22 protein-coding genes and 1 tRNA gene are annotated in these 24,092 nt (G+C 45.2%); 6 read left to right on the forward strand and 17 right to left on the reverse strand.

Annotated features, from left to right (window positions below; all coding sequences use genetic code 11):
- Positions 1 to 255, forward strand: a 255-nt coding sequence (locus ACVBIL_RS16915) for a hypothetical protein (RefSeq protein WP_447168124.1), incomplete at its 5' end; no start/stop codon positions are given.
- A gap of 148 nt (positions 256 to 403) precedes the next feature.
- Here the strand turns inward: ACVBIL_RS16915 and ACVBIL_RS16920 are convergent.
- From ACVBIL_RS16920 to ACVBIL_RS16985, 14 genes are all read right to left on the reverse strand, one after another.
- Positions 404 to 1,786 (reverse strand): flagellin, encoded by a 1,383-nt coding sequence (locus ACVBIL_RS16920; RefSeq protein WP_447168125.1) that lies wholly within the window; start codon positions 1,784 to 1,786, stop codon positions 404 to 406.
- A gap of 407 nt (positions 1,787 to 2,193) precedes the next feature.
- Positions 2,194 to 3,396 (reverse strand): flagellar hook-associated protein FlgL, encoded by a 1,203-nt coding sequence (flgL, locus tag ACVBIL_RS16925; protein WP_447168126.1) that lies wholly within the window; start codon positions 3,394 to 3,396, stop codon positions 2,194 to 2,196.
- A 91-nt stretch (positions 3,397 to 3,487) separates the two neighbouring features.
- Positions 3,488 to 5,410 carry a flagellar hook-associated protein FlgK gene (gene flgK / locus ACVBIL_RS16930; RefSeq protein WP_447168127.1) on the reverse strand — a complete coding sequence of 641 codons (1,923 nt, stop codon included), beginning with the start codon at positions 5,408 to 5,410 and terminating at the stop codon, positions 3,488 to 3,490.
- A 43-nt stretch (positions 5,411 to 5,453) separates the two neighbouring features.
- Positions 5,454 to 6,596, reverse strand: coding sequence for a flagellar assembly peptidoglycan hydrolase FlgJ (gene flgJ / locus ACVBIL_RS16935; RefSeq protein WP_447168128.1), 1,143 nt, complete (start codon positions 6,594 to 6,596; stop codon positions 5,454 to 5,456).
- 28 nt (positions 6,597 to 6,624) lie between these two features.
- A complete protein-coding gene (locus ACVBIL_RS16940) occupies positions 6,625 to 7,716 on the reverse strand; it encodes a flagellar basal body P-ring protein FlgI (RefSeq protein ID WP_447168157.1) in 1,092 nt (363 codons plus the stop codon).
- A 17-nt stretch (positions 7,717 to 7,733) separates the two neighbouring features.
- Positions 7,734 to 8,408 carry a flagellar basal body L-ring protein FlgH gene (flgH, locus tag ACVBIL_RS16945; protein ID WP_447168129.1) on the reverse strand — a complete coding sequence of 225 codons (675 nt, stop codon included), beginning with the start codon at positions 8,406 to 8,408 and terminating at the stop codon, positions 7,734 to 7,736.
- Positions 8,409 to 8,430: 22 nt separating this feature from the next.
- Positions 8,431 to 9,219: a flagellar basal-body rod protein FlgG gene (gene flgG / locus ACVBIL_RS16950; protein WP_447168130.1), complete on the reverse strand. Its 789-nt coding sequence runs from the start codon at positions 9,217 to 9,219 to the stop codon at positions 8,431 to 8,433.
- 10 nt (positions 9,220 to 9,229) lie between these two features.
- Positions 9,230 to 9,973, reverse strand: coding sequence for a flagellar basal-body rod protein FlgF (gene flgF / locus ACVBIL_RS16955; RefSeq protein ID WP_447168131.1), 744 nt, complete (start codon positions 9,971 to 9,973; stop codon positions 9,230 to 9,232).
- Positions 9,974 to 11,151: 1,178 nt separating this feature from the next.
- Entirely contained in the window at positions 11,152 to 12,513 is a 1,362-nt protein-coding gene (gene flgE, locus ACVBIL_RS16960) for a flagellar hook protein FlgE (RefSeq protein WP_447168132.1), read from the reverse strand.
- A gap of 88 nt (positions 12,514 to 12,601) precedes the next feature.
- Positions 12,602 to 13,408: a flagellar hook assembly protein FlgD gene (gene flgD, locus ACVBIL_RS16965; RefSeq protein ID WP_447168133.1), complete on the reverse strand. Its 807-nt coding sequence runs from the start codon at positions 13,406 to 13,408 to the stop codon at positions 12,602 to 12,604.
- A 25-nt stretch (positions 13,409 to 13,433) separates the two neighbouring features.
- The gene (gene flgC, locus ACVBIL_RS16970; RefSeq protein WP_012154594.1) at positions 13,434 to 13,850 is read right to left on the reverse strand and encodes a flagellar basal body rod protein FlgC; all 417 of its coding nucleotides are present in this window, start codon (positions 13,848 to 13,850) and stop codon (positions 13,434 to 13,436) included.
- 2 nt (positions 13,851 to 13,852) lie between these two features.
- A complete protein-coding gene (gene flgB / locus ACVBIL_RS16975) occupies positions 13,853 to 14,251 on the reverse strand; it encodes a flagellar basal body rod protein FlgB (RefSeq protein ID WP_447168134.1) in 399 nt (132 codons plus the stop codon).
- A 162-nt stretch (positions 14,252 to 14,413) separates the two neighbouring features.
- Positions 14,414 to 15,247 (reverse strand): CheR family methyltransferase, encoded by an 834-nt coding sequence (locus ACVBIL_RS16980; RefSeq protein ID WP_447168135.1) that lies wholly within the window; start codon positions 15,245 to 15,247, stop codon positions 14,414 to 14,416.
- A 148-nt stretch (positions 15,248 to 15,395) separates the two neighbouring features.
- Positions 15,396 to 16,316, reverse strand: a complete 921-nt coding sequence (locus ACVBIL_RS16985; protein ID WP_447168136.1) for a chemotaxis protein CheV — start codon at positions 16,314 to 16,316, stop codon at positions 15,396 to 15,398.
- 286 nt (positions 16,317 to 16,602) lie between these two features.
- Here ACVBIL_RS16985 and flgA point away from each other — a divergent pair, with 286 nt between their 5' ends.
- The 3 genes from flgA to ACVBIL_RS17000 all read left to right on the forward strand — a co-directional run bounded on the left by flgA (position 16,603) and on the right by ACVBIL_RS17000 (position 18,263).
- The gene (flgA, locus tag ACVBIL_RS16990; protein WP_447168158.1) at positions 16,603 to 17,310 is read left to right on the forward strand and encodes a flagellar basal body P-ring formation chaperone FlgA; all 708 of its coding nucleotides are present in this window, start codon (positions 16,603 to 16,605) and stop codon (positions 17,308 to 17,310) included.
- A gap of 91 nt (positions 17,311 to 17,401) precedes the next feature.
- Positions 17,402 to 17,716, forward strand: coding sequence for a flagellar biosynthesis anti-sigma factor FlgM (gene flgM / locus ACVBIL_RS16995; RefSeq protein WP_447168137.1), 315 nt, complete (start codon positions 17,402 to 17,404; stop codon positions 17,714 to 17,716).
- Between the two features lie 121 nt (positions 17,717 to 17,837).
- On the forward strand, positions 17,838 to 18,263 hold the full coding sequence (locus ACVBIL_RS17000) for a flagella synthesis protein FlgN (RefSeq protein ID WP_447168138.1): 426 nt from the start codon (positions 17,838 to 17,840) through the stop codon (positions 18,261 to 18,263).
- A gap of 881 nt (positions 18,264 to 19,144) precedes the next feature.
- Here the strand turns inward: ACVBIL_RS17000 and ACVBIL_RS17005 are convergent.
- Together ACVBIL_RS17005 and ACVBIL_RS17010 are read right to left on the reverse strand one after the other, a co-directional pair.
- A complete protein-coding gene (locus ACVBIL_RS17005) occupies positions 19,145 to 19,591 on the reverse strand; it encodes an LPP20 family lipoprotein (protein WP_447168139.1) in 447 nt (148 codons plus the stop codon).
- On the reverse strand, positions 19,592 to 20,221 hold the full coding sequence (locus ACVBIL_RS17010; RefSeq protein WP_447168140.1) for a FlgO family outer membrane protein: 630 nt from the start codon (positions 20,219 to 20,221) through the stop codon (positions 19,592 to 19,594).
- A 349-nt stretch (positions 20,222 to 20,570) separates the two neighbouring features.
- Between ACVBIL_RS17010 and ACVBIL_RS17015 the strand changes: the two genes are divergently transcribed.
- Both ACVBIL_RS17015 and ACVBIL_RS17020 read left to right on the forward strand, forming a co-directional pair.
- Positions 20,571 to 21,740: a flagellar assembly protein T N-terminal domain-containing protein gene (locus ACVBIL_RS17015; protein WP_447168141.1), complete on the forward strand. Its 1,170-nt coding sequence runs from the start codon at positions 20,571 to 20,573 to the stop codon at positions 21,738 to 21,740.
- A 177-nt stretch (positions 21,741 to 21,917) separates the two neighbouring features.
- Positions 21,918 to 21,993: transfer RNA gene (locus ACVBIL_RS17020), tRNA-Arg, on the forward strand.
- Between the two features lie 360 nt (positions 21,994 to 22,353).
- On the opposite strand, the gene ACVBIL_RS17025 is transcribed toward ACVBIL_RS17020, so the two are convergent.
- Positions 22,354 to 23,334 carry a transposase gene (locus ACVBIL_RS17025; RefSeq protein ID WP_447168142.1) on the reverse strand — a complete coding sequence of 327 codons (981 nt, stop codon included), beginning with the start codon at positions 23,332 to 23,334 and terminating at the stop codon, positions 22,354 to 22,356.
- Between the last annotated feature and the right edge of the window lie 758 nt (positions 23,335 to 24,092).

The following is a 24,092-nucleotide window of genomic DNA, read 5'->3' on the forward strand; positions in this document are numbered from 1 at the left end:
GCGCTCCGTGGTAAAAAAGCTCTTAAACGCTGTAACCAAAAAGCCAAAGCTATTCACCACAGAGGACACAGAGCGCTACGCTACACAGAGAAAAGCAAAGACAAGATTAAGTTAACAGAGGTGTTAGGTGCCAGATGTGAGATGCGATGGCTAGGTGTTAGTGATAAAAATAGCAAACCAACAGCAATAGCATTTTACGCTATTGCTGTTGATTTTATCGTATCTAGCAGGAGCGGAGCGACGCTCTCGCCGTGACGAAGTCACGTCCTAGAGTCTTCTCAGGCCTTACCTTGCAGCGACAAAGTCACGCTCTAGACCTGCTTTGCGTAAGCGCAGCGTTCCGTCATCCGTAAGGCCGCAGGCCATTCGTCTTTAAACCGTATTAGCCTTAACCGGCCCTGCTTTAACCTAGCAGTGACAAGGCTGTTTGTGGTAACTGGTTAGCCTGGGCAAGCATGGCAGAAGAAGTTTGTGACAGAATCTGCTGCTTAGTCAGCTCCGCTGTTTCTTTAGCAAAGTCTACATCTTGAATTCGGCTTCTAGCATCAGTTACGTTTGATTGAATATTGCTTAAGTTGTTGATGGTAAAACTCATACGGTTTTGTACCGCACCTAAGTCGGCTCGTTGCGAATCAATACCTGCAATTGCGGCATCGATTACAGAGATTGCGTCCTGAGCCCCTACTGCGTCAGTAATATCTAACGAGTCTACACTTGTTAGAGTTGATGCTGTTGTTGCACCAACCACATCTGCAACAGTTGCAGCATCACCAGAAATTGCGATTGCGCCACTATTTGATGTCATTTCAAGGTTAGCTAGTTTACGCTCAGAACCCGTAACGATTGCGGTTGCTCCGTCGAACTTAGCCGTGTTACCTGCAACAGCTGTAATACCTATATCATCAACGTTTTTGGCTGTAATAGTAACTACACCAGCGTCAGCTGACGCTTCAAAGCCATCATCAGTCAATTTTTCAACTAACGAATCAGTATCCAAAGTTGACAGGTCGTATGTCTTATCACCTACAACCAAATCCGCTGCGGCTCCACCACCTAGTTCAATAGTTGCTGTTACTGATGTTTCAGCTGTCACGCCATTATTTGATTTTGTAATCTGTTCTGCAACTTCTGTTGAGGTCGCATCTCCAGCAATAGTTATTTTCTCGCCATTAACCTTAATGTCACCGGTAGCAACACCAGTAACAGCACCCGGTGCCGTACCTACCACTGCGCCACCAAGTACTAAGCCAGTGCCTGCACCAGTTAAATTATGCTGACCAATTGTTGATGCACTTGTATTTGATAATGATATTGAAATGGTTTCATTAGCGTTAGCACCAACTTGGAAGTTCTGTGTACCATAATCGCCATTAAGCAACTTCTGACCACCAAAAGAAGTGGTATCAGCAATACGAGTCAATTCAGCCTGCAATGACGTTATCTCTTTTTGCATCGCATTGCGGTCATCGCTTGAATTTGAACCGTTCGCCGATTGCAGTGACAAGTCACGCATACGCTGCAAGATATTAGTCGACTCTTGCATTGAACCTTCAGCAGTTTGCGCGATTGAGATACCGTCGTTAGCATTACGCATGGCGACACCGATACCGTTGATCTGGCTGGTCATACGGTTAGAGATCTGCAGACCTGCAGCATCGTCTTTAGCACTGTTAATACGCAAGCCTGAAGATAAACGCTCCATTGAGGTTTGCGTGCTTGAGTTGGCGCTGTTTAGGTTGTTCTGCGCTCGCATTGATGTAACGTTAGTATTAACGCTAATAGCCATGTTGTTATCCTCTTCTTAATTAGTCGCCAAGAATAGAAACTTGGCTAAAATTGTTAATAATAAAATTGTTGGGGTTACCGCTGTTTAAAATGATTCCGACTGTCTTATCTTGTCTTGTCTTGTCTCATCATTAAGCGCTGTGCATTAAGCACGGTAGTAACCAGAGGACGCCAAAGATTGAATTTAAACTTTGGTGTCAAATATTTTAAATAGACAAACTCTTTAATCTTTTAATGCTTTTTTCGTGCCAGTTTTACTTAAATGCCGAAAAATAAGTCGATATAAGCTGATTCGATAATTGCTAAGACGGTTTAGACTAAGCCGACATAAGCAGCGACGAGTGCTTTAGCTACACACATCATGCACAGGACGTCCTTCTAATCCCCCGACTCCCTAGGTCCTAGTTTCTAGATATAGTCAAACAGCGAAGCTGAGCCCACCTTACTAAACACACTTGAAATGGCATTCAATGCCATCTGCTGTTTCTCAAACTCTGTGATGGCTGCGGCGTAATCTAAATCTTCAAGCATTGATAAAGCCGATTGATTCACCAGCTGATCTTCTTGATGAAGATCGGTATAGCTCTCTAAGCTTTTGAGACTATTGCCCGCAACACTGCGGCTAGTTGCCATCAACTCTTGGCCACTATTGACGTTATTTAATAACTGCGCCATTTCAGACTGACCTTGAGGGCTATTGAGCTTGCCGCCGTCCTCAAGTAGTGAAATAGCACTGTTTAAGGTATCGAAAATATTAGAATTGGACTCTGGCGACATTGAAAATGAATCACCAGCAACGGGGTTACCTTTTAGCTGAATCTCAATACCATCAAGGGTTACCGGCTGGCTGGGGTCAAAATTTGGCACATTCGTCACCACACCTAAGGCATCAGTCACATTCAACTCTAGGCCACCAGCGCCGTCATCAGCGAAAGCAAAGCTGTAATCACCCGCTACAGGTAAAGTGCTATCTGTCACTTTGGCGCTTTCAACACTGAAACTGCCGGTTTGAGACGTCGAATAATTGACGCTGTAATCCCCCATGGCATTGGCTGCATTCATAAAAACGCTATCGCCGGCAATATTGCTGCCAACCGTTACGCCAGAGGCCACTATGGTGTCTCTGACTCCTGAGTCGCCGCTGTAAACCACTTTGCCATTGTTATCAAAAGCAAATGGGTCACCATCTGTATTGAAACCACCAAACAAACTATTGCCGGATTCATCTTTACTATTGGCAATCGACAGCAACTCTTCTAGGCTGCTGCGCATCTCATCGGCAATAGCTTGCCGGTCGGTGTCAGTCAAGGTGCCGTTTACTGAACGCAGCATGCCCTCGTGCATACTTGATACTAGCGTTTCAGCGCTGCCTATTTTGCTTTCGCTCACAGCAAGATTACCTGTAGCGTAATCAATATTTTTGAGAAATTGATTGGTTAACGCGCTCTGCTGGTTTAGGTTATTAATCCCAGCGGCTGCAACGGGGTCATCACCGGCAGTATTAACCTTTTTACCCGATGCTAATTGCTCTAAAATCTGGCTAGTTGCTGACTGGCCTTTTAAGACATTACTACTGGTTTGATGAAACATTTGCGCGGTAGAAATTCGCATAATCTTAATCCCTGTTACTAACGTCTTAACCCTAGGCGCTTTAAGCGATAAGCCCTGTAGCTAATCTGATTAACTCTTTAAGCGTGCAGCGCTAGCGCAGTGAGCTAAATAATGTGTTGAATATTTCATTGGCGGTGGTCATGATCCGCGCAGATGCTTGATATGACTGCTGAAAACGCATTAGATTTGCCGCTTCTTCGTCAAGATTCACCCCTGATACACTTTGAACCCGTGTATAGGCTTGGTTGTAAATAGCATCTGCTGAGCCCATCGACATTTCAGCCGACTTAGTCTTACTGCCTATATCTAAGGTTGTGTTTTCAAAGACATCAGTCAGCGTGGTTTTTCCGCCGTTCATCAACTTGGCCTCATTAAGCTTTGCCATGTTCACCAGATTAGTGTTATCACCTTCGGCAAACGACAAATCGAAGCTGAACTTCTCTGCTGTAGCCGCAGTAGAATCAATCTCAAAGGTAAAACCATGTGCGCTGATAGTTGGCGGCGTGTAAGTCGCTGCCGCGCCCAGTGATGTACCATCAACGTCAAACACTTCAAAGGTTGGCGGTACGGCTGACGGGTCGATTTCAAAGGTAAGTTCGGCGCCCGTTACCGGGAAGTTTGCCGCACTTCTATCGTCAATGCTGACTAAACTCACGTGGCTATTGCCGGTATTGGCGGCATCGGCAGTAATTTTAGTTCCCGCCGCCGCAATGCCTTTGCCGTCGGTCATCTCGACCGATAGTGACGCTGCAGCACTTGAAGTTGGGCGTATTTCAAAGGTATCACCCGAGGCCAGCGCGCCAGCATCGATATTGATACTAAAACCATTAGCGCCTTCAAGGTTTGTACCGTTGAGGGTTAGCGGCGTAATGTTGCCGCTGGCGGCATCTTTTAGCTCATAGGTCGATGGTGCGGTAAACTTAAGCTCGTAACTATTGCCCGTTAAGTCGCCGACATCATCAATATTGACACTTAGATTGGCGGTACCGGTATTGCTTGATAGCGCCCCAACGCGACCTAGTTGCATCGATGGGTCATTAATGTCGGTAAAGATATTGGCGCCCACTTGACCATTTAGATCGAAGCCTTGCGCCTGGGCTTGGTTAAACGCATCGCTTACCCCTAAGGCAAATTGACCAAGCTCCATCTGCGATGGAATAAGAGATTCATCGCGATAATTAACCAGAGCGCCCAACTGACCACCTAATTTTGTCGCATCAACAACCATGCTTTTATTGCCTGATTGTGCAGTGATTTGTAGCTCATTAGGATAAGGGTCACCTTGCTTGGTACCCATTTGCATCGACATCTCACCCGATACCAGCATCATAGAGCCACCAAGCATAATGCTCTTTGCACCAGACTCTAGCGGCACCACATTGACTGAGGCGTATTCACTGAGCTCTAAAATCAGCGCATCTTGCTTGTCTAATAACTGCATATCTTGACCTTGAGACTTCATCAGCTCACGGTTGATACTGCCAAGTTCATTACTGATCTCATTGATTCTGTCGGTAACGGCAGAGATCTGATCATTGGTCTGGGTCATTTGGCCGTCAAGATGACCTTGCATCTGATTAACACTGTTGGCTAACTGATTTGCACTGGTTAACAACGAGTCACGCAGTCCTATATCTCCAGGGATATCGGCCAAGGCATTCATGCTAGCGAAGAAATCATTTAACCCTTGAGGAACCGCCTTACCTATTTGCGAGAACAGTTGGTCAAGCTCACTCATTTTGCCAAAAGTAGTCTGTGACTCACTAACAGCGGTAGAGCCAATGCGTAGCTCACGCGCGGCATAATCGTTATAGACTCGTTTAACATCTGACACATAAGTGCCTGCACCGTAAAAATCATTACCCATGCGCTGTGAATCTAGCGCTGACTGAGACACGACCTGACGGTTGTAACCTTCGGTGTTGGCATTGGCGATGTTATTGCTGGTTATCGCCAGCTGAGACTGTGAAGCCAGCACACCTGTGCGAGCAATATTCATTAAATCTAAAGACATGAGTACTGGCTCCTTGCTTCAAGAGGTTGCACAAGTCTATTTTTCATTGCTTAACCCCTTGTAAGACATCTTTGAAGTCTCGAGTAATGGTTTTCATGACCTGAATAACCTTATCGGCGTATTTAGGGTCGGTGGCATAGCCTGCATCTTGCAAGGATCGGATAAATGCTTGTGGATTAGCAGCTTGTTTCATGGCGTCTTGATAACGCTCACCGTTAGAAACAAATGACACAAAGTCATTAAAGCTCTGACCGATATCGTCATAAACTCTGAAATTAGCGCGCTGCTTAACCGCAATACCTTGCTCATATTCCAGGGTGCTAACCGAGGCTTTCTCGCCTTGCCAACGGTTGTCGGCCTTAATGTTAAACAGGTTATTACTCTGCTGCCCTTGATGGCCTTTTACCATTTTCTGACCCCAGCCCGTTTCTAGCGCTGACTGAGCAATCAAGACTTCTGGTGTGGTACCGAGTGCCTGCGCCGCTTTTTCTGCATGGGGATATAAACGGGCAACAAATTCATCTTGGCTGGTGAAGTTGGCTTGAGATTTATCGGCATTGCTTGCCGCTGACGGCAACACTTTGCCACTCAATACTGCATCTAATGTCTGCGACTGAGCGCTGCTTGTTAATGCTTGTGGAGTCGATGACGCTTGAGTCACCGCACTTTGCTCTAGTGAGGCCGAATTCAAACTAACAGAGCTCTGGCGAGCTTGAGTCTGGGCAATAAGCGGTGAAACGGGGCGCGCCATAGCATCAGAGCCTGAAATACCGGAGGCTGGCATCTGTAACATATCAGGCTTATCCATTGTCAGCGCCGCAGCTTTCGAACCGCCATTAATATCGCCACGTAATACCGATGCGGGTGTGAGTGGACTGTTGGCTGGGTCGAGTTGCTGCACCATCAGATCGGCTAAGCCCAACATGCCTTCACCAGAAAGATTGAGCGACATCTGCTGATCATGCATCTGCTCATAGAACTTGGTGTACTGGCTGTTCATTGGGCTGTCAGACTCAAACACAGCATTAGCGTCACGCATGCTTTGCATCAGCATTTGCACGAAGATCCCCTCAAATTGCTGGGCAACTTCTTTTAATGCACTGGTTTCATCTTTTTGGGCTCTGGATCTTAATGAGTCCAAGCCTCCAAGATCCAGAAATTGCGATGCGTTCGACAGCTTCTCCATGACACCTTTCCAATAAAACTGACAATATTTAGATAATTATCAATTCACCATGCAAAGCGCCTGCCATCTTTAACGCTTCGAGTATCGCAAGCACATCTGACGGAGCCGCACCGACTAAGTTAACCGCCCGAACTAGCTCATCTAGCGTGGTTCCAGGGTTAAACATAAACATACGGCTGTCATCTTCAGCTACATCAATGGTGCTGTCGGTAGTGACCACGGTTTGACCATTTCCGAACGGATTGGGCTGTGAAACCTGCGTTGCTTCGGCAATTGTCACCGTTAAGCCACCATGGGTCACAGCAGCTGGCAATAATTTGACGTTTTGACCAACAACAATAGTACCGGTACGTGAATTAACAATCACCTTGGCAGACTCAGCAGCAGGCTCAACTTCAATATTCTCAAGGGTTGCCAAAAATGACACTCGCTGTGATACATCTCTTGGCGCACTTACCTGCACAGAGGCCGCATCAAGGGGTCTTGCCATACCTGGGCCTAATAGATCATTAATCGCGTCGGCCAAACGTTTTGCTGTAGAAAAATCGGCGCGGCGCAGGTTAAAGGTTAAGTGATCGCCGGTTGAAAATGGCGTTGCCACGGTACGCTCGATAATCGCGCCATTAGGAATACGCCCAACAGTTGGCGTATTTTGAATGACTTTAGAACCATCCATCCCTTCGGCGCTAAAACCACTGACCACCATGCTGCCTTGGGCTATCGCATAAACATTACCATCGACCCCTTTTAAAAAGGTTTGTAACAGCATGCCACCACGCAGGCTTTTTGCCTCACCTAAGCTTGAAACCGTCACATCTAAGGTTTGACCCGGCTTGATAAACGGCGGCATCTCAGCGCTCACGGCAACAACCGCGATATTTTTAATCTTGGGTCTGAAGTTATCCGGCAAGTTAATGCCAAAGTTCTTCAGCATGGTTTTAAACGTCTGCTCGGTATAACGGGTCTTCTCACCCGTACCCGGCAAACCCACCACTAAACCGTAGCCGATTAACTGGTTACTACGTACGCCCTGTACGTTGGCAATGTCTTTAATACGCTGTGCATGAACGGGAGCGGTCAACACCAGCATGACACATAGCAATGCCAATTTTAATTTCATCATCCTAACTCCTTAGCCTAAAACGGCCACCAGCTGCCCATAAAGAACGAGGCTAACCAACCCACTTTTTGTACTTCGGCAAAAGTGCCCGTGCCGCTATATTGAATACGCGCATTCGCCACGCGTTGTGAATCAATCGTATTGTCAGGGCGAATATCTTGGGCGCGCACAATACCGGTAATGCGCACAAACTCGTCACCGTTATTTATGCTTATCCATTTTTCACCACGAATAACCAAGTTACCGTTATTAAGCACTTGCATGACGTTGGCTGAAATACTGCCTGACAAGCTGTTACTTTGGTCAGCATCTGATTCACGCTTAGTGTTCATACTGTCTTTGTAACGCAGGTCTATTGGGTTGCCACCAATGGTGACATTGCCGCCGCCAGCATAAATAGGGTCTAGCGATAAATCGGTACCTTTAGAGATCTCATTATTGGCACTCTTCTTCGCCTGAGTCTGCTCCATTAAATACACTGTAATAATGTCACCGACTTTGAGTGCTTTAATATCAGAATACAGGCTCGATGCCTGGCTATCTTGATACATGGAACCCGTGGCAGCAATTTTGGTTGGCGGCGCTTCAGGGTAAACGGGCGCGTAATAAGGATCATCAGCAATTGGCTTGCCGTTGGTCGAATTACAACCTGATAAGGCCGCCATAAAGAAAAGTGCCCACAAACGCTTCATAGTCAAAGCCTCTTAAACATGCTTAAAGATTTTGGTTAACGTAAGACAACATCTGGTCAACCGCCGAGATCACCTTTGAGTTCATCTCGTAAATACGCTGGCTTTCAATCAAGTTAACGAGCTCTTCGGTCACGTTAACATTTGACGTTTCAAGCGCACCTTGACGGATAGCGCCCATACCATCAAGCGAAGCGGTACCTTGGATTGGTGTGCCGCTCGCGCCAGTTTCCATATACAAGTTTTGTCCCATAGGATCGAGTCCTGACGGGTTAATAAAATCGGATATAGCTAACTGCCCCACCACCTGATTTTCTGCATTACCCGGTGTTTTAACTGACACTTCGCCTTCAGCCGATACCGTAATGCTCGTGGCGCCTTCTGGAATGGTGATAGCAGGCTGAATCACGTAGCCTGAACCTGGCGTTACGATTTGTCCGGTTTCATCTAAGCTAAACTGCCCACTACGGGTATACGCTGCGGCGCCATCTGGCATCTGCACCTCAAAAAAACCCGGCCCTTCTATCATCAAATCCAGCGAGTTATCTGTGGTCAGCATGTTGCCCTGAGTAAAGATCTCCTGGGTTGCGACCACTTTGGTACCCGAACCAATACTCAAACCATTTGGCAGTTTAGTATTGGATGCGCTAATGCCGCCGGCTTGATTCACATTTTGATAAAGCAGATCTTCAAATACCGCACGACTCTTTTTAAAGCCGACGGTGCTAGCGTTAGCCACGTTGTTAGAAATAACTGAAATATCAGTTTGCTGAGCGTCTAAACCAGTCTTACTTATCCATAAAGCGGGATGCATAGTATCTCTCCTAGCTTATGCGCATTAAGGAAGAGGACGCACGATCGTTCTCTTCTGCTGTTTTCATCATTTTCACTTGCATCTCAAACTGACGCTGTATATCAATCATAGATACCATCTCATGCACTGCATTGACGTTACTGCCTTCGACAGCGCCACTAATCAAGCCAACACTGGGATCGGCTGCTGCATTTTCACCAGACATCAAGCGGAACAAACCATCTTCTCCGCGCATTAAATTTTGATTACCCGGGTTGACCAGTTTAATACGAGCCACCTCTTCGATAACTTCAGCTGTAGCACCTGAGGGACGAACGGAGACGATACCGTCTTGGGAAATTTCGACTTTTTCAATCGGCAGCGGCAATACAATAGGCCCATTGTCGCCCATCACCGCCGTGCCCTTGTCATTACGCAACACACCGGAGTTATCGAAACGCAAACTGCCTGAGCGAGTGTAAGCTTCGCCACCATTTTCGGCCTGCACGGCAATCCAGCCATCACCTTTGACGGCAATGTCTAAATCACGGCCAGTGGTTTTAATTGGACCACTAGAAAAATTAGCTGACGGCGTTTCAGTCATCGAGAACACGCGAGTAGGCAACCCTTCGCCGAAAGCTTGCATTGAGCGAGCCTGAGCAAGAGAGGATTTAAAGCCATCTGTATTTGCGTTTGCCAAATTGTTGGCACTGACTGCCAACGAATTCATATTCTGTTTTGCGCCGCTCATCGCGACATAGAGCAATTTGTCCACGTAACACCCCGTCAAACTTCCGTCTAACGAAATTAATAGCAAACATCATGCCAAGATATATAAAGGAGGACGCTACGCTGCTAGGACGTGACTATTGACTTTAATTGAATGCCACTGCGAGAGCGTCGCGTTGCTCCTTCTAGGTTAAAGCTAAGATGAGAAAAGCTGAGACGGGCATGCAAAGATGGAACGGCCTGCGGCCTTACGGCACGTGACTGTTTGATTGAATTGAAGGTCACTACGGAACGCTTCGCTTACAGCAAAGACTTAACAGATTAAAGCGACGGCATAAATGCCGACCTACGAAAAAAGAAGGTTCTAGGTTCTAGGTTCTAGGTTCTAGGTTCTAGGAAAGCATAAAGATCAAAGCAATTGCATAAATAAAACCAATGCAAGCTTTTGACTTTTCTTGCGATTTCCCTAGGACCTAGAAGCAAAGCGTCCTCGAAGTGAGCCTGCGAACGCCCTAGTAACTTCTTAGCTTATACCGTAAGCGCAGCGTGCTGTGAATAAGCCTGCGAACGTTCCGTCTTCCGTGAGCGAAGCGTTCGTATTTATTTGTGCTTCTCCTTGCCCCTAGAAGCGATGCTCCTTCACAAGGTGTAGGTTGGGCTTTAGCCCATCAAAGCTTACGTAACATTTCAAAACTGACGGCATAAATGCCGACCTACTAAAAAAGAAGGTGCTAGGAAAGTCAGGTTCTAGGTTAAGGCTGAGACGGCAAACGCGAAGATGAACGGCCTGCGGCCTTACAGCACGTGACTGTTTGATTGAATTGAAGGTCACTACGGAACGCTTCGCTTACAGCAAAGACTTAACAGATTAAAGCGACGGCATAAATGCCGACCTACGAAAAAAGAAGGTTCTAGGAAAGCATAAAGATCAAAGCAATTGCATAAATAAAACCAATGCAAGCTTTTGACTTTTCTTGCGATTCCCCTAGGACCTAGAAGCAAAGCGTCCTCGAAGTGAGCCTGCGAACGCCCTAGTAACTTCTTAGCTTATACCGTCAGCGCAGCGTGCTGTGAGTGAGCCTGCGAACGTTCCGTATTCCGTGAGCGAAGCGTTCGTCTCAGCCTTTGCTTGTGCTTTTCCTAGGATCTCGCAGTGAGCCTGCGAACATCCTAGCAGCGAAGCGATCTAGAAGGACGCAGTCCGCCCTTCTAAGCTTTTAAAGATTAACGGATTTGCAGTATGGTCTGCTGTAGCGTGTTGTTCACTTCAAGCGTTCTAGAGTTGGCTTGGAAGTTACGCTGCGCCGAAATCAAATCAACTAACTCGGTGGTCAAGTCTACGTTTGACTGTTCAAGTGCCGATGAACGAATGCTACCAAAGGTACCACTGTTTGCCTCACCCGCGAGTGCCGGACCTGAATCTAAACTGGCCTTCCAAGACGTATTACCCGCCTGTGATAACCCCTGCTCATTGGCAAAGCTTACCAAGGCAACACGGGCTAATGGTACGGTAGAGCCGTTACTGTAACTTGCGTTAATCAAACCATCTGCGCCCACTTCAACGTTAGTTAAACGGCCGACGGTCGTACCGTCTTGAGTTAACTCTGTCACTTCAAATGGTGATGCGTACTGAGTTGGATTATTAAAGTTTAGCGTTAATGTCTGAGTCCCATCCGCGCCAGCGCCTAATACGTTAGCGCCACCAACACCTAAAGCTTCAGTTTTGATAACCGCTGGGTTACTCCCTATATATGCGCCAGTGTCATTGAATGAAATAGCGGCACCTTTCCAACCTGCTGCGTTTTCTGCACTTTCTTTACCATCTACCGCACCATCGCCGTCGGTATCAACATCATACTCACCTGCGGCTGGATCTAAATCGACGGGTTTACCATCAACCGCATAAAACGCTACCCAGTTACTCTCACCTACATGAGCCGCATTAGGAGGACGTATAAAGTACGAGGTTAAGATATGTGGTTCACCGAGTGAATCATACATGGTCACTGAGGTTGAGTTATTAAATGTATCTGGGTCATCGGGATCAAATGCAGCAGGGTCGAGTGTAGACTCACCCGCATTGAGGTTCATCTGAATACCGACATTATCCGTTTTAACCGGGCTACCCGCCGTATCAGGAATTTGTACCGGCTTAGTGGTGGTTAAACTCACAGACGTTGAGTTGCCATCTTTATCTACCGGGAATGTCTGTAAGAAATTGCCCGCTGAATCAACGATATAGTTATTAGAGTCAAACTTAAATGCACCCGCTCGCGTATATGAATGATCTTGCGAGCCGACTTCTGATGACGTCACAAAGAAGCCACCGCCATTGATCGCCATATCAAGTGAATTATTGGTGAACGCCATACTGCCCTGATGAAACTGCTGGGCAACCTGACTCGTTGCCACACCGCCACCCACTGTGGTTTTACTATTCGCAAAAATAGAGCTGGCATAAACATCAGCAAATTCAGCGCGAGATTCTTTAAAGCCTGTGGTGTTAACGTTAGCGATGTTGTTTGCTGTTGTATTTAAATCTTTTTGCGCAGACGATATACCGCTCAATGCAATGTTAAATGACATGATTCACCTCAATCCTTATTTAATTCTATTTCAAGACGTTTAAGCTTCATATTGAGCACAAACATCTCGTAAAATGAGTTTCTAGCTATTAGGCTTCAGATACAGCTAACACATCACTGATCTTAATACCGCCGACGCCACGTAAGTTTAAAATAGCCCCCGTAGCCGCGGTTCCAAGTGAAACACTGGTAACATGAGCATAAGTCGATACCGGTAGCTCTTCGCTTGTACCATTAACTTTGCCACTGGCTTTGAAGATATAGCTCCCCTCTGCAACGGGCTCACCGTTCTTATCTAAACCATCCCAGCTCACATCGATATTGCCACCAGCACTGCCATCCACATTGTAAGTAGTGATCAGCTGACCTTTTTCGTCCTCAATACGAACAATGATAGATTCGACCGGCTCAGGCGTACTGATGATGCCCTTCATACTCGGGTCTTCAGCCGATATATGCGCGGTATCTGACGGGATCAGCACTTTTTGACCAACAAGCCCCGATGCCTGTAGCGCCTGACTTGAACTGGTTAACGCATTGAGATTACCAATTTCTTCGTTGAGTTTACTGATCCCATCCACGGTTGAGAAAGACGCCATCTGTTGGATCATTTGATCATTATCTACAGGCTTAAACGGATCTTGCATAGACAACTGTTGACTCAATAACGAGAAGAAATCTTCTTGGCTCAACTCCTGACTATTAGGCTCAGGAATCGCGCTTTCTTCAGGCAAACGTAATCCATCAAGAAATGGGTTTCCCGTTGAAGTCTGTTCAGTGTTCGTTGCCGATGTCGCCGAACTCTGAGCCTGAGCTGTTTGCGGCGAAATTGCGTTAGCCTGCTGTGGCTGGCCAGGAGCCGGCTGCGTTGCGGTGAGCGGATTAATAAGGCTCAAAATTTACCTCCAGCTTTCACTGAGTTTATTTGCCTATTCTAAGTGTCTGCTGAAGCATTGATTTTGCCGCTTCAGTGACTTGTACGTTCATTTGATAAGAACGAGAGGCTGAAATCATGTTCGCCATCTCCTCCATTACATTCACATTTGGCTTGTAGATAAAGCCATCAGTATCCGCCATCGGGTGATCTGGCGAAAACTCTTTATTCAGTGGTAAGTCACTTTCGACAATCCCTTTAACAGCAACAGACTGAGCTGCACTTTGATGCTGTTGAGCCTTACTCATTTCAGCCTCGAAAATAGGATGACGAGCGCGGTATGTCTCTCCGACGCTACTTGATACAGAATCAGCGTTAGCGATATTACTCGCCGTGGTATTAAGTCTGACCGACTGAGCCGACATACCCGAACCTGCAACATTAAAAATATTAAATAAGCTCATGATTAATCGCCTCTAATCGCTTTTTTCATACCCGAAAACTTGCTGTCTAGAAAACCCAGTGACATTTGATATTCCAGTGCATTCTGCATAAAAGAAGACTGCTCTTGCTGAATATCAACCGTGTTACCGTCACCCGTATCTGGCTGATTAGGCACTCGGTAAGCTACATGTTGCTGAGTTAATGCCGCCATATCGAAGTGTTTAGAATCACTTTTAGCCATGGTTAAACCCGATTGCTGAGATTGGGCCGCCCCCATGGCTTTTGAAAAATCGACATCGCGAGCTTTATAATTTGGCGTATCGGCATTGGCAATATTTGAAGACAGGATCTCTGCACGCTGGGAGCGAACGCCCAAAGTGTATTGATGAACCCCTAATGCTTGGTCAAAACTAATCGCCATAAAATTGCCTCCTCAGCTCGATAGCTAAAACAAAGCAATAGTTGTGCCAAATAAGGTGGTTAGAGGAAGATTAAATGGGAAGAATGTTGAATATCGAATGCCAGATACAAAAAACGCGTCATAAAGACGCGTTAGCAAAAGCAAATTCAAGCGAACAAGGTGTTAGCCTCGCTTTTGATAATAGATCCCTGGATTACAGCGCACCATATTAAATTCATCCGACAAGCCAGCAATAGACTCTGATGCGCCTAAAAATAGAATGCCATTAGGATTTAATGCGGCAGCAAATTGCCGTAGGATTTTCCGCTTTGCCTCTGGTGAGAAATAGATCAACACGTTACGGCAAAAGATAATATCGAACTTGCCTAATAAGGTATAACTTTCCAGTAAGTTATGCGCGCGAAAGTTAATGAAGCGCTTAACGTTGTCTTTAATGACCATATTGCCTGAGGGCAAAGCATCAAAAAACTGACGTTTACGTTCATCGGACAAACCACGACCTAACGCAAGATTATCGTACTCGGCATTTTTACAACGCTCAAGCATAGATGGCGATAAGTCGGTTGCCAAAATGCTGGCGCTACCTGGCAAGCTTCCAGGCTTACGCTGCTGGTGCTCCATAATAGTCATAGCTAACGAATAAGGTTCTTGGCCAGAAGAGCAGGCTGCAGACCAAATCTTTACCGGACGACCTAGACGGCTGAATGTCGGTAATATGCTGCTCGATAATAACTCGAAAGGATAACGGTCACGAAACCACAATGTTTCGTTTGTGGTCATGGCATCGATAACCTCTGTGCGCAGTTGGCGCTCTGTTGGCTTCATCGACTGCTTAACCACATCAGATAAGGAGGGCAAATTGTACTTACCCATTAGAGGCGCAAGCCGGCTACGCACCAAATACTGCTTATTTTCTCCCAACACAATACCACTGTGCTGTTCTAAGAATAATCTAAATTGATTGTACTCATTCTCAGCAAGAGATCTATTCGCCACTCTAATATCCTAATTCAATAAAACAAACCGCATTGGCCAAACGAGTCTGACCACAGGTAAAACGAACGCAGCGTTATACCTTAGCACCAACACAAATACAAGCAAGCGATGGTTTCTGTCGATGCTAAATAATGGTAATAAATGGTAATTAAAGACTTAAGTGCTTGTTTACTGCCGCTGCCAACTCATCAGGGTTAAATTTAGCAATAAAATCGTTAGCCCCTACTTTTTGTACCATAGCTTGATTAAACACACCGCTGAGCGAAGTATGCAATACCACTTTAATATTTTTTAGCTTTGGATCATCACGGATTTCAGCGGTTAACGTATAGCCATCCATCTCTGGCATCTCGATATCAGAAATAATCAATGGGATCTCTGTCGACACATCGTCAAGTTCTGCGGCAATCGCACGCAACTTTTCCAAGGCTTCTTTACCGTCTTTTGCAGTATCGATTTGTAAATCGAGTGAGGTCAGCGCTCTAATGATCTGCTTACGTGCAACTGAAGAATCATCAATCACCATGATGTGGTAATGCTGGTTTCTATCAATCGTTAACGCTTCATCCAACTCTTTACTGGTATTAGTGTTAACCGGTGAGATCTCATCAAGAATTTTTTCAACATCTAAAATCTCAACTAACTCATTTTCAATCTCTGTCACCGCGGTTAAGTAAGAGAATTTCCCCGTCCCTTTTGGCGGCGGCATAATCGCTTCCCAATTCATGTTGATAATCCGCTCTACCGAGCTGACCAAGAAACCCTGCACACTGCGGTTATACTCCGAGATAATAATGAAGCTGTTAGCAACATCCTCAATAGGACGACCACCGGTTGCCGCGCTCAAATCAATGACCGAAATGGTCATGCCGCGAACGTGAGCAATACCACGCACCTTAGAGTTCAGTTTAGGTAACGCAGTTAAAGGTGGACACTGAAGCACCTCTTTCACTTTGAAAACATTGATACCGAATCGCTGACGTCCATTCAGTTTAAATAACAATAATTCTAGACGATTTTGTCCAACCAATTGAGTCCGTTTATTTACAGATTCGAGAATATTCGACATACATTTTTGCCTTGTACCTATTTTCATAGGCTCATATCTATTTCAATTTAATTAGTACGGGGTAAATGTATGGTTCACATATATGTTAGAATCCGGCTACACCCGCTATATTTCACACAACTATCGTCTTTAGGCACACTACTTGCTTATTTGAAGCTATCCAAGCGAGTATCGCCTTTTCAGTCAAACTAATGACGCAAGCAAATCCCAAAGGATAAAGATGATTGCAGTTCAGTACTTAATACTATACGGTCGCATTTTAGCGAATCAAGCTACTGCATTCATTATGAAAATCCACTTTTACTCATTTTTGATGATACTTCTGCTACCAACTGTAGCATCTGCGACAGCAGTCGCTAGCATTCCTTCTATATCGACCATTTCTCGATTAGCTATAGCGGCAGTTGAAGAAAAAATTGAAGCGCCTGATAAAGCAAAGATTAATATCACCCCCCAGAGCTTAGATACGCGTATCAATCTACCAAACTGCTACTTACCGATAACCGCTGAAATCGCCAGTGACCGCGCTATTCGTCGCAACAATACCGTAAAAATCAGCTGCAATAGCCCAGACTTAAGTTATCCATGGCAGATTTTCTTATCTGTAAGAGTCGATATCATGTATCCCATCGTGGTCGCAAAGTCGACCATGGGCCCCGGAGATCTTCTCTCCCAGAGCGATATTGAACTCGAATATATAGAACAAAGCATGTTACGAGGCCAACAATTTGAACAACTCTCTGAAGTCGTAGGAGCAAGACTGAAACGACGCGTCGCGCCTGGACAACCCATTTTTGTTAACCAACTGTGCATTGTATGTAAGGGCGATAGTGTGTCTATATTTGCCCGGTCAGAAAACTTTCAAATTAAAACCGTGGGTGAAGCACTGCATGACGGCAATATTGGCGACAAGATCCGCATAAAAAACAGTCACTCCCATAAAAAACTCGATGCTAGGGTCACAGGCGTTGGCCAAGTCGAAGTAAGAATGTAAGAATATAAGTGTGTAAAAAGTCCTAAAGTAACGAGTTACATTGCCGATAGTCTAGGTAAGAAACTCTCTTTATTAACTGTTGGATCTCAAAATGGCTATTGATATTAAACACGTAAACCCTCATGCCAATACACGTATTGGTACAGGTATGAACGCTAAAAGTGCAGAGGCTCAAACACCCGCAGCCCCAGCGACAACGACTCAGAAAGGCGATTCTGTGTCTATCACAGCGCAAGCTCAACAGATTCAAAATGTACAAACTAAGATGGCTGACTTGCCAGAAATTGACCAAAAGAAAGTAGACGAAATTAAAGCGGCAATTGCTGAAGGTCGTTACAAAATCGATCCAGAGAAGCTTGCAACTAACATCGCAACCTTTGAAAATGAGCTTAAAGACTTAAATTAAGCTTTATCTGCTAGCTTATGTATTCGCTTGCATATTAACTTGTGCATTAGCTTATGCGCGTATTTAAGCCATAACGGGTCAAAGCAACGAACTCTATAGAGCGAGAATTATTAAGGCCATTATGACAAACTTATCTCAACTCCTTAGCTCACAACACCAAGTGTTGACTGAGCTAAACTCGGTTATTAGCCAAGAAAAACAAGCCTTGCATGCTCAGCAAGCCGATGTTTTGTTGTCATTAGCCAGCACTAAGGCAACCCTATTAGCTAGCCTGAAGCAAAATGATGAGATGATTGCCGCCCAGCCCGATGTTGCCTTATTAAAAACAGACCCCGAGTTATCGCAGCAAGTGAGTATTACCAAAGCCTTGTTAGCCGAATGCCAACAGCTCAATGCTGAAAATGAATCATTAATCGAATTAAGTTTAGCCAGCTTAAATCGCTTCTCACAAGCGCTACAAGTAAGCCGAAATTCATCTAGCCTAACCTATGATGGAAAAGGCAAAACCTCTAGTATTTCGACGCTTGGAAATAATTTAAAAGCTTAAAGGTTTAAAAGAAGGACGCTTCGCTGCTAGGACGTGACTTTGTCTCAATTGAATGTCACTTCGAGGGCGTCGCGTTGCGACTTCTAGATCCTAGGTTAAAGCTAAGACGATACAAGCTAAAAACGGAACGACCTGCGGCCTTACGGCACGTGACTGTTTGATTTAATTGAAGGTCACTACAGAACGCTTCGCTTACGGAAAAGCCCTAAAAGATTAAAGCGACGGCATAAATACCGACCTACGATGAAAGAAAGTTCTAGGTTAAAGCCGAGACGGGAAATGCTAAGACGAACAGCCTGCGGCCTTCCCCCCCTTTGAACAAGTACCTTCGCAATTGTAGGTTGGGCTTTAGCCCATCAAAGCTTACATGGCATTTCAAAACTGACGGCATAAATGCCGACCTACGAAAAAAGAAGGTTCTAGGTTCTAGGTTCTAGGTTCTAGGAAAGCATAAAGATCAAAGCAATTGCATAAATAAAACCAATGCAAACTTTTGACTTTTCTTGCGCTTTTCCTAGGACCTAGAAGCGAAGCGTCCTCGAAGTGAGCCTGCGAACGCCCTAGTAACTTCTTAGCTTATACCGTCAGCGCAGCGCTCTGTGAGTGAGCCTGCGAGCGTTCCGTCTTCCGTAAGCGAAGCGTTCGTCCCAGCCTTTGCTTGTGCTTTCCTAGGACCTTTCTTAGTTTTCCTAGCACCTAGGCCCTGCTTTTCCGTCAGTGAGCCTGCGAACGCTCCATCTTCCGTAAGCGAAGCGTTCGTCCCAGCCTTTGCTTGTGCTTTCCTAGGGCCTTTCTTAGTTTTCCTAGCACCTAGGCCCTGCTTTTCCGTCAGTGAGCCTGCGAACGTTCCATCTTCCGTGAGCGAAGCGCCCTTCTCAGCCTTAAAAATACGTGATCTCTTTAACTCGCTGCGAACGGTGTTGTTGCTGATACAGTGCCCATACTTGCTCAAAGTCCAATTCAAGTTCAGTCACATAAAACTCGCCAGCAGGGTAACTCTTTACCACGTTAGCGCCACGGATCACGCCAGAAACTGATGCTTGAATTTCATCGCCTGACAACATCCAATCCCTCACCTGGCTGCTAGCACTCAATTGCTGGCCATAAACTTGTTCAGCAAGCTCACGATAAGCAGCAATTTTTGAAGCCTGCATCGCCATCAGTACCCGTTGTGAATGCACCGCTGCAGGTTGAGTCTCTAGCGGCGCATAACCAATAGCCGTCAATTTAGGGAAAGAGGTAGGCGCCTGCGTTTCGTACTGCACATATCGGTCCTGCGCTGAGCAAGCACAAAGCGTTAATGCTACAAATAAAATAACCGCTTTCATCTATTTCTCCCCGACTATTTGTACTGAATGTTGCCCACTTTGAGCATTGCGATAAAGTAATCCATGCTCCGATACCACTTTTTCTGACGCACTTATATAACCAGGCATTGAGGCTGTATTAACAAAACCCTGCGCCGCCGATACCACTCGGTTATTGGTAACATTGACAATACGGCTATTAATCGCCACACCTTCGTTCGATAAGCTCATTGTCGAAACCACCACATTCTCAACGGGTAAGTCTGCAGGTAATTGCTGCCAGTCGCGGGTTAAAATGAACTCCCCATCTGGCGTCACCTTAAGCGCATCACTGACATTAATATCAACTAAATTAAATTGATGATCGTGCAGCGCCGCAATTAAACCTTGCTGATATTGCAGGCCTAATGCATTTGTCGATGCCATGTCTGATATCAACACCGGCGTTGCAACCAGCAACGGCTGATTTGGGCGCAAGCTGTCGTTTTGTCTAACTAACTCATTCACCATCTGTTGTGATAGATGATTTATCGCAGAGGTATGCGGCAAACCATTGCCGTTAGCCATTTGCAGCTCTGTTTGATTATCCCCATTGGTGCTTGCACAGCCGAAGGTGAATAATAACGATAGAAAAATGATGGATTTATACATGTTTAAATTCCTATCAGGGGTTAATCACTGCGTTTAACTGCAGCGATGTCTCGATACCTTGTTTGTACACTTAAATACTATTAAGTAGCTATCGGCAGAGTCGCTAAAAACTTTATTGATTTTCGACATACGTTAGGTGGCAAACAAAGGCATTTACTTCAATTTTGGTACGTAAAAGGTTAGTCCAATCGCCCTAATCTCGCGCCAAACAGCATATCCTTTATAAAGATAGTGTTAAAACCTGTTATACAGGCATAGTATTTGCTTAATACAGAGCTAGGCATGGCATTTCGTCAGTTATACGACGCAAAACCTGTACTATTAATTTCTCGAAAACTGGAAAGGTGAGATGAAACCAGCGCTAAATTCAATAACAGCACTCGTGTGCTTAATGTCGTCAGTATTGGCTTTACCAGTACAAGCCAAGTGGATCACCGCGAGTGGCCAAGCCGAAATTATGGATAACAATGTCACTCAAGCAAGAGAAGATGCTATTCATCAAGCTGTTAGCTATGCAACATTAAAATCTGGCGCGCGCTTTAGTAGCCAACAAACCGTGAGTAATGGTCAACTGGTTAATGACACCTTTGTGATAGAACACCAAGCGCAGGGTAAAAATATTGAGCTTATCAGTGAGCGTATTGAAAACAATCAAATTACGGTTAATGTGCGTATCGATATCGTAGAGCCACTCAACGACACTTGCCAAGGCAGTCATCTTAAAGCAGCAATATTAATCCCTCAGGCATTAATCAAAGATAGAACCCAGTTGAGAGTCGGTAATATCGGCCTGTTCGAGCAGAACCTATCTGAACGATTAGCCCTTATGTTAGCGCAACACTCTAGCAGCAGCTTTCCGCAAACTCATGCCAATGAACGTTTAGACATAGATCAAGCCCTCGTTGATGTGCGTGGCTATCGCTTACCTAGCTGGTTAAGTGAGATTACTGATAGTCAATATATTCTACTACCAGAAATCATCGACATTTCAACCGAGGATTTCACCAGTACACTCGGGCTGTGGGACAATGATCCCATGCGCAATTTTCAACTTCGCGTATCACTGTTTCATGGTATTAGCGGCGAAAAGGTCTGGAGCCAACAATACAGCCAAGCCGCTGAATGGGAGTTTAAGCGCCAGCAAACAGTCAACTCTAATAGCGACACGTTTTGGCGCTCTGAATATGGTCAAGCAATCGATCAGGTTTTGGCCCAAGTCAGCAATGATTTAGATAACAGCTTAAATTGCCGTCCGCTACTCGGTCAGGTGGTCTCAAGACAAGCCGATAGGATTATTCTTAACATAGGCAGACGTCACGGCATTCGAGTCGGCGATAAGCTCCAACTGGTACTACAACAAAATATGCCCGACAGGCTCGATAACATGCGTGCGGTTGCCGGAAAAAGCACAGCAAGCATCACTATCGATCAGGTGACAGAAGAAAGTGCCACAGCAGTGTTAGATGGCATCGCCGCATCGCTCAATATTCAAATCAATGATTTAGCAATAAAGCTATAAATGGAGCGATTTAACACAGCTCCAACTGAATCACAGACTTAAATTGCAGGTTAATCACTAAATTAATGGGATTAGCCTGCAAAACAGCCACTAATAGGACACTTAATAAGCAACTAAATTTAAAGAGTTTTCATCAGCTCTTTTCATCTAGATTAAAACCCGTATAATCAGCAGCGTCTCCTTATAGCTCAACAGGATAGAGCAGTCGCCTCCTAAGCGATCGATCGGGGTTCGAGTCCCTGTGGGGAGACCATAAGTAGCTTGCTACTTATGCAATTCAATAAGCTTTAGTCCGTTACTCTTCGTTGTAGACTTTTCACGCCATTTCTAATAGTTTTCTCTTTACGAGATAACATGGAAGTCGTATTACATGAGTAAAAAACATAAAAACATAGACATCCAAAATTATTTCCTGCCCTGATAGTTCCATTGTTCAAAGTTCATTCAGACGAATTCTGTTTCTCAGGTTTCTATTTAAGTGCGGAATTAACAGCTAAAACTTATCTATAAGTAAAACATCGACAATTCACTTAAAAATCAAACAGCAAAAGCTCCAAACATCAGTTCGAAGTCGTGTAGGGTTATAATCTTAGATTAATAGGTCAGATTAGGACTAACTACAATCTAGCCATCGGTGGCAATTGGCTGCACCTTGCCTTCGTTTACGCTCAAGATGCTCACAATACGTCGATAGTTCTTGTGTATTGCCCACTGCGCCTTTGAAGATTTTCGTGAACTCGGCCGTCATTTTAAGCCAGTTCTCGGCAGGTATGTTTAAGCGGTGCAACAACTGCTGTGAGGATGGGCTGATAGCACCTCGTTTATCATGACGCTGGATTCGACCTGTATCATCAACGAGTTGTAGATAATTTTTTGCATTAAACATGAGCCCTTTAGGCATATCTTGATGCTCATCGCCTACAAAAGGGAGTAGCGATTTAGGTTGTTCGCCTTTAACTGCCGCTTTGATGCGCATTTGGATACTGGTGAAGTCTGAGGTGTCTGGAGATATCGCTATATTGGCTCGGATAGGATTGAGGTCGACATAGGCCATACAAGCCAGCACCGCCGCGTCATCAAGTAACGCTTGCGACTTAAAGCGCCCTTCCCAAAATCGACCCTTACACTTATCTTCTGCATTGGCCTTTCTGGCAATGGGTTCATTAAGCGCCCGCATAAACCAAGAGATATCCATTAATCGAAGTCGGTATTCTTTAACCCGCTTATTGATGATTGTTTGTTGATAAGATTCAAGAGGTTCAGCTTTAATAAAATCATGATTCAGGCTATCGCCTTTGAACAGTTTTTGCCATTGCGTTACAACCTCGATATCTGACCAGCTCTTAGCCAACTCAGCATCAACCCGCAATACAAGGTGCAGATGATTACTCATCACCGCAAAAGCACAGATATCGATTGCGAACACTTCAGCTAGCTGCAACAGCCGACTTTCGACCCAGTCACGCCTATGCTCATAGGATTGTCCCGTGTGAATATCAACCCCACACAGGAATGCCTTTCTAACACAGCGGCTTATGCAATGGTAATAAGGTGTATCCTCCAAGCTTACTAACGCTTTTCTTGGCGTTGGCATAACAAACTCCTCTCTTCAGCCTTAACTCAAGCTTAGTAGGCAAGCCTCTATCTAACAATTCTGGGTGTCTTCGTTATTTTTTTAACTCAAGCTTAGTAGGCAAGCCTCTATCTAACAATTCTGGGTGTCTTCGTTATTTTTATTAACTCAAGCTTAGTAGGCAAGCCTCTATCTAACAATTCTGGGTGTCTTCGTTATTTCCTACTTGGCGCTATTTACTTATCAACGGGGGAATTCACTCAGGGACATGATTGGTACGACAAAGCCAAAGAGCGAGGATTTAGCCAAGCAGCTTATGATAACGATATAAAATCCGTTTACTTCAGAGCAAGCGAAGCGATTAAGGGGAAACTCAAACAGAATCTTATCGCAACAGGCCATAATTATAAGTGGCTTTAATGGCTATCCTCACGGGCTCAAACGTTAGTAGTACTTCTTCTCCGGTTCCTATACGTGACTTCCTAGGATTCTGCGGCCGTAAAGCACAACCCCAATGCCCGAAAAACAGAGCGAGAAAGCGCGCGCATAAGCAGCACAGGATAATCGTTATGGTGATGAAGTGCCACAGCCATAAAAAGCGGCACAGCTCAAAGGCATTGTCTGCCTAGGCGTGGAGATCATTACCCGAGTCCACCAGTGGACGTTGTCACAATCTCCCGCTTCTCATGCTTTTATTTGACGCTGTTAACTTGGAGTTCTGTCAATAAGTGTACGAATTGACTAAAAAATAGATAAACGAAATTGTTACAGATCATATT

It is taken from the genome of Shewanella sp. 125m-7 (genome assembly GCF_052977045.1).

Excerpts from the sequence above, each read along its gene's own strand:
- ACVBIL_RS16920 (WP_447168125.1), bottom strand. The coding sequence starts at position 1,786 with ATGGCTATTAGCGTTAATACTAACGTTACATCAATGCGAGCGCAGAAC.
- flgL (WP_447168126.1), bottom strand. The coding sequence starts at position 3,396 with ATGCGAATTTCTACCGCGCAAATGTTTCATCAAACCAGTAGTAATGTC.
- flgK (WP_447168127.1), bottom strand. The coding sequence starts at position 5,410 with ATGTCTTTAGATTTAATGAATATTGCTCGCACAGGTGTGCTGGCTTCA.
- flgJ (WP_447168128.1), bottom strand. The coding sequence starts at position 6,596 with ATGGAGAAGCTGTCGAACGCATCGCAATTTCTGGATCTTGGAGGCTTG.
- ACVBIL_RS16940 (WP_447168157.1), bottom strand. The coding sequence starts at position 7,716 with ATGAAATTAAAATTGGCATTGCTATGTGTCATGCTGGTGTTGACCGCT.
- flgH (WP_447168129.1), bottom strand. The coding sequence starts at position 8,408 with ATGAAGCGTTTGTGGGCACTTTTCTTTATGGCGGCCTTATCAGGTTGT.
- flgG (WP_447168130.1), bottom strand. The coding sequence starts at position 9,219 with ATGCATCCCGCTTTATGGATAAGTAAGACTGGTTTAGACGCTCAGCAA.
- flgE (WP_447168132.1), bottom strand. The coding sequence starts at position 12,513 with ATGTCATTTAACATTGCATTGAGCGGTATATCGTCTGCGCAAAAAGAT.
- flgC (WP_012154594.1), bottom strand. The coding sequence starts at position 13,850 with ATGAGCTTATTTAATATTTTTAATGTTGCAGGTTCGGGTATGTCGGCT.
- flgB (WP_447168134.1), bottom strand. The coding sequence starts at position 14,251 with ATGGCGATTAGTTTTGACCAAGCATTAGGGGTTCATCAATACACTTTG.
- ACVBIL_RS16985 (WP_447168136.1), bottom strand. The coding sequence starts at position 16,316 with ATGTCGAATATTCTCGAATCTGTAAATAAACGGACTCAATTGGTTGGA.
- flgA (WP_447168158.1), top strand. The coding sequence starts at position 16,603 with ATGAAAATCCACTTTTACTCATTTTTGATGATACTTCTGCTACCAACT.
- flgM (WP_447168137.1), top strand. The coding sequence starts at position 17,402 with ATGGCTATTGATATTAAACACGTAAACCCTCATGCCAATACACGTATT.
- ACVBIL_RS17000 (WP_447168138.1), top strand. The coding sequence starts at position 17,838 with ATGACAAACTTATCTCAACTCCTTAGCTCACAACACCAAGTGTTGACT.
- ACVBIL_RS17005 (WP_447168139.1), bottom strand. The coding sequence starts at position 19,591 with ATGAAAGCGGTTATTTTATTTGTAGCATTAACGCTTTGTGCTTGCTCA.
- ACVBIL_RS17010 (WP_447168140.1), bottom strand. The coding sequence starts at position 20,221 with ATGTATAAATCCATCATTTTTCTATCGTTATTATTCACCTTCGGCTGT.
- ACVBIL_RS17015 (WP_447168141.1), top strand. The coding sequence starts at position 20,571 with ATGAAACCAGCGCTAAATTCAATAACAGCACTCGTGTGCTTAATGTCG.
- ACVBIL_RS17025 (WP_447168142.1), bottom strand. The coding sequence starts at position 23,334 with ATGCCAACGCCAAGAAAAGCGTTAGTAAGCTTGGAGGATACACCTTAT.